This is a genomic window from Lactobacillus nasalidis (assembly GCF_016587775.1).
Taxonomy (GTDB): Bacteria; Bacillota; Bacilli; order Lactobacillales; family Lactobacillaceae; genus Lactobacillus; species Lactobacillus nasalidis.
On sequence record NZ_BOCG01000700.1, the window covers coordinates 1 to 4,183 of the forward strand.

Below are 4,183 nucleotides of genomic sequence, written 5' to 3' on the forward strand. Positions count from 1 at the left end.
AAAATGGCTTCGCCATGCTTTTGGATCAAGTCTACCAAATATTGGATTCCTCCACGCTCCATCCCATATTTTCGGCTGAGGTAGGTGCCTCTTCTATGATCGTCTACCCATTCGTGGTAGATAGCGAGTTTTATTTCTTTAGTGTATTTAGTCATGAAAATAACCCCCGAAATTAGTGTCCTAATTTCGGGGGTCATATCAGACTCTTTACAGAGCCTGGCTTTTCCCATTTCTATAGGACTCTTCTAGCCCGACTAGGCCAGAAATAAGTGGACAGGCTGGCTTGCACTACCCCCTGCTGCTCACCAGCTGCAGTGACGTACTTTCCATCCCCCACATAAATTGCCACATTGTATGGCTTGTTCTTGGAACCCCAAAAGAGCAGGTCCCCTTCCGTAAAGCCGGTCTTGGACTTGGGATCAACCGCGATCCCTTTCTTGACCTGGGTCTGGGTGCTTGAACCTGTATTGACCCCGGCAGCCTGCTTGTAGACGTAAGCTACCAGACTGGCATTGTCGAAGGCATTCGGGCCTTTGGAACCCTCGACATAGGCCTTGCCCACCTGCTTCTTGGCCAAAGCGACAACGGCTTTGGCCCGCGCCTTGGACCCCATCGGCGCGCTCCAAGAAGCTACCAAGCTGGCCGCGCTGCGGGCCGTGGTCTTGACCGTCTGCTTGGTCTTCTTGGCTGTCTTGGCTTTCTTAGCCTTCTCGGCCTTGACTGCCTGCTTGGCCGTCTTGACCTGGCTGAAGTACTTGGCCATGACCCATTCCTTCTTGCCGATCCGGTACCACAGATTGCCCATGCTGTCCTTGGCAGTCTGGTAGACGAAATGGCTGCTCCCCTTCTTCAAGTGAGTGGCCACATGCCGGCCGCTCTGGTAGTTGGTCCAGACGGTGACATACTGCTTGCTGATAACCTTGATCCGCTTGCTGGCAGCCTGCACGGGTCCCTTCACCGGCTTGACCCCAGTCGCTGAAATCCCCAGGAAAGTCAGCGCTGCAGCAGAAAATTTGATCAGATTTGATTTCTTCATGCTCAATTCCTCCCTTACACCGCTAACTATATTTTAACACGGAAACTACAGAATCCGCCGGGCCGTTGACGGCCAGAAGTAGCTGCTGATCGTCGCTAAGATGACCCCTTGCTGCTCGTCGGCGGCAGAAACGTATTGACCATTGCCGACATAAATTGCCACGTGATACGGCGCGGAAACCGATCCCCAGAAGAGCAAGTCACCCGGCTGCAGGCTAGCAGTCGATACGGCAACCGCCACGCCCTCCTTGACTTGAGTGTAGGTGGTCCGGGAAACGGTCTGGCCGATCGCGGTCTTGTAGACCCACTGAACCAGGCCGGAGCAGTCAAAGCTGTTTGGACCCGTCGCGCCCCAGACGTAGGCCTTGCCGACCTGCGCCTTGGCCAGGGCTACCACCGCGTTTTGCCGCCAGGATGAACCTGCCGGGGCCTGGGAAGAAGCCGCTTGCGTCAGCTGGCTGTTGGTCAAGGACGTGCTGGCCGTTGTCTTGGCTGCCGTCTGCTTGGTCGTCGTCAAGACAACCGTGTACTTGCTGGCAATCCACTTCTTGCTGCCAACCTTCAGCCAGACCGTGTGCTTGTTGTCGGTAGCTGAAGCCTTGACCTGCTTGACCGTCCCCTTCTTAAGGTACTGCCGGGTCTTCTTGCCCTTCTTGTAGTTGGTCCAAACCGGAGCCTTCTTGACTACCTGTACCTTGGAAAGGTGGCCCTTCACCTGAGCCTGCGCGGGCTGGCCGCATAAGCCGAGTCCCGCGAAAAACAGCGCCGCCGCGCCCATGAATCTAATCCACTTTGAACTGCCCATATTCTTTCCTCCAGCGAAAGCAAAATTAACACCTTATAGTTATAATAAACGCTTGCCCCCTAGGCCTGCAAGCCCTCTTAACGTTACAAAACTGTTACAAAAACGGGGAAGGCGCTGTCGCCCTCCCCGCTGGAAATATGCAAGTGTTGAATAGTCGCTGTAGCTTGTCCTATTGGAACAAAAAATCATCGCAACGACGGCTAATTAAAAAGCAATTTTTAAATTGGCCGTCACCGGCTCAAGTTCATTCTACTTAGACTGAAGGAAAATAGCAAGCAAAGTTGCTAGTAAATACTATCCTTTTGCCAAACACACGTGCTATAATATTCCCGATTGAGCATAACGGTGGCGGCCTCTACGGAGGAAGTGGTGCCCTTGATCTTTTCATCGGCTCCTTCCTATCATTACGGAAAGGAGCCACCGTAAAATGAGCCTGCTGGCTCACTTAATCTGGATGGTAGGCAGATTGAAACTGCTTGTGGACATGACCAATTTGCTCTTGAAGAGCTGTGTCGCCACGGTAAAGACTCTCTGCCTGCTAATCGACTGGGTGGATGTTCTTCGCAAGAAATTGCGGGAACAAAAAAGCCGTCGTAACGACGACTAATCAAAAGATTTAAATAATATTTTAAATTGGCCGTCACCGGCTCGATCAATGAAAGGATGAGTGCTCCAACACTCGTCCTTTTTCTATTGCCTATTTTACGCAGTTTAGCGGAAAAATGCAAGATAAGAACACGACTTAAATTACGCGCCGCGCGCTGGACGGGTAGAAAGCACTGGAGCGGTTCGTGCTGACGGTGGACTTGATTACGCCGACCGTCGGGCTGGAGGCGTGGACGAACTTGCCGCTGCCCACGTAAATCCCCACGTGGCTTGGCGCTGACTTGGAGCCAAAGAAGAGCAGGTCCCCCTTGACCAGCTTCTTGGTCGACACCGCTTTGCCGTAGTAGAGCTGGCTGACTGAGTAGTGCGGCAAGGACAGGCCGATCGCCTTCTTGTACACGTACATGGTCAAACCGGAGCAGTCAAAGCTGTAAGGGCCCGTTGCCCCCCAGACGTAGGCCTTGCCCACCTGGGCCTTGGCCAGGGCAACGACCTTGTTCTGCTTGGTCGTCTTCGCTGCCGCGGCCTTGATTGAAGCGTACTTGCTGGTCGAAACCGTGTTGATGCCCAGGATCCACTTGTTTGAGCTGATCCGGTACCAGGTCCGGCCCTTGTACTGGGCCTGGCCCGTGGCCGTAAACTTGTAGCCGGACTTGACCTGGCCGGTCTTCTTCTTGCCGGTCCCGTAAGTGTTCCAGACATTCAGCTTGTTGCCCTTGTTGTAGGCCACCAAAGTCTTCTTCACGATCGTAATGTTGCTGTCCTTGCTGTCGGTTGCCGCCTGGGCCGGCCGGGCGCCGCCCAGCCAAACTGCCAACAACAAAAGCACTAAACTGAATTTCCGCTTCATCTTTCTTTTTCCGCTCCTAAATTGAATTAACTTTTTCTAGTGTAAGCAAGTAATATTACAGAAAGGTTACAGAAAAAATACAGTTGTTTTTTTATTTTAAAAAGGCAAAAGAAAAAGGACGTCAAATGACGTCCCAGTATAAAGGATGTTTCTCGATTAAATCAAGCGCTTGGCAGTTGACGGCCAGAAGTAGTAGCTCAAGCTCTGCTTGATGACGCCCTGGCTCGGAGTAGCCGCGTGGACGAACTTGCCGCCGCCCACGTAGATGCCCACGTGGTAAGGAGCTGACTTGGAGCCCCAGAAGAGCAGGTCGCCCTTCTTCAAAGTCGAAGTGGAAACCGCAACCGTCTTGCCTTGGTGCACCTGGGTGTAAGTGGTCCGGGTGATGTACTTGCCGATGGCGTGGCTGTAAACGTAGCTGGTCAAGCCGGAGCAGTCAAAACTGGACGGGCCGGTTGCCCCCCAGACGTAAGGCTTGCCGACTTGCGCCTTGGCCAGGGCAACGACCTTGTTTTCCTTGGTCGTCTTGCTCTTGGACAGCTTCTTGGCAGCTGCCGCCTTCTTGGCTGCCTTTTCCGCAGCCTTCTTGGCAGCGGCGGCCTTCTTGGCCCAGGCTTTCTGACTCAAAGTGTATGAAGCCAGGATCCATTCGTTGTCAGCAATCTTGTACCAGGTCTGCCCCTTGTACTTCACTTCGCCGACCACCGTCAAAGTGGTGCCGTGCTTGAAGCTGATGCCCGTGTCGTTGGCCTTGCCCAGCTTGACCTTGTAATTCTTCCAGGCCTTGACGCTGTAGCCGGAAACGTAGTTGACCACAACCTGCTTGTTGACAGCCTTGACAGTGGCGGCCTGGGCTGCCGGAGCCTGGCTGCTGACTGCAACCGGGG

General features: G+C 53.6%; 5 protein-coding genes and 1 pseudogene. 1 reads left to right on the forward strand and 5 read right to left on the reverse strand.

Features of this window, described 5'->3' with window-relative positions; genetic code table 11:
* From lacNas_RS14550 to lacNas_RS13370, 3 genes and pseudogenes are all read right to left on the reverse strand, one after another.
* Nucleotides 1-155, reverse strand: a pseudogene (locus lacNas_RS14550) (IS3 family transposase); the annotation flags it as partial.
* 77 nt (nucleotides 156-232) lie between these two features.
* Nucleotides 233-1,036, reverse strand: a complete 804-nt coding sequence (locus lacNas_RS13365) for a C40 family peptidase (protein ID WP_201330743.1) — start codon at nucleotides 1,034-1,036, stop codon at nucleotides 233-235.
* A 45-nt stretch (nucleotides 1,037-1,081) separates the two neighbouring features.
* Nucleotides 1,082-1,840 carry a C40 family peptidase gene (locus tag lacNas_RS13370; RefSeq protein WP_201346946.1) on the reverse strand — a complete coding sequence of 253 codons (759 nt, stop codon included), beginning with the start codon at nucleotides 1,838-1,840 and terminating at the stop codon, nucleotides 1,082-1,084.
* 427 nt (nucleotides 1,841-2,267) lie between these two features.
* On the opposite strand from lacNas_RS13370, the gene lacNas_RS13375 reads away from it, so the two are divergent.
* Nucleotides 2,268-2,447 (forward strand): hypothetical protein, encoded by a 180-nt coding sequence (locus lacNas_RS13375; protein ID WP_201331470.1) that lies wholly within the window; start codon nucleotides 2,268-2,270, stop codon nucleotides 2,445-2,447.
* 135 nt (nucleotides 2,448-2,582) lie between these two features.
* Here the strand turns inward: lacNas_RS13375 and lacNas_RS13380 are convergent, their stop codons facing one another.
* Both lacNas_RS13380 and lacNas_RS13385 read right to left on the reverse strand, forming a co-directional pair.
* Nucleotides 2,583-3,296: a C40 family peptidase gene (locus lacNas_RS13380; protein WP_201331469.1), complete on the reverse strand. Its 714-nt coding sequence runs from the start codon at nucleotides 3,294-3,296 to the stop codon at nucleotides 2,583-2,585.
* Between the two features lie 156 nt (nucleotides 3,297-3,452).
* Nucleotides 3,453-4,183: C40 family peptidase (locus lacNas_RS13385; protein WP_201331468.1), on the reverse strand; the 731-nt coding region annotated here is incomplete at its 5' end.

Excerpts from the sequence above, each read along its gene's own strand:
- lacNas_RS13365 (WP_201330743.1), bottom strand. The coding sequence starts at position 1,036 with ATGAAGAAATCAAATCTGATCAAATTTTCTGCTGCAGCGCTGACTTTC.
- lacNas_RS13370 (WP_201346946.1), bottom strand. The coding sequence starts at position 1,840 with ATGGGCAGTTCAAAGTGGATTAGATTCATGGGCGCGGCGGCGCTGTTT.
- lacNas_RS13375 (WP_201331470.1), top strand. The coding sequence starts at position 2,268 with ATGAGCCTGCTGGCTCACTTAATCTGGATGGTAGGCAGATTGAAACTG.
- lacNas_RS13380 (WP_201331469.1), bottom strand. The coding sequence starts at position 3,296 with ATGAAGCGGAAATTCAGTTTAGTGCTTTTGTTGTTGGCAGTTTGGCTG.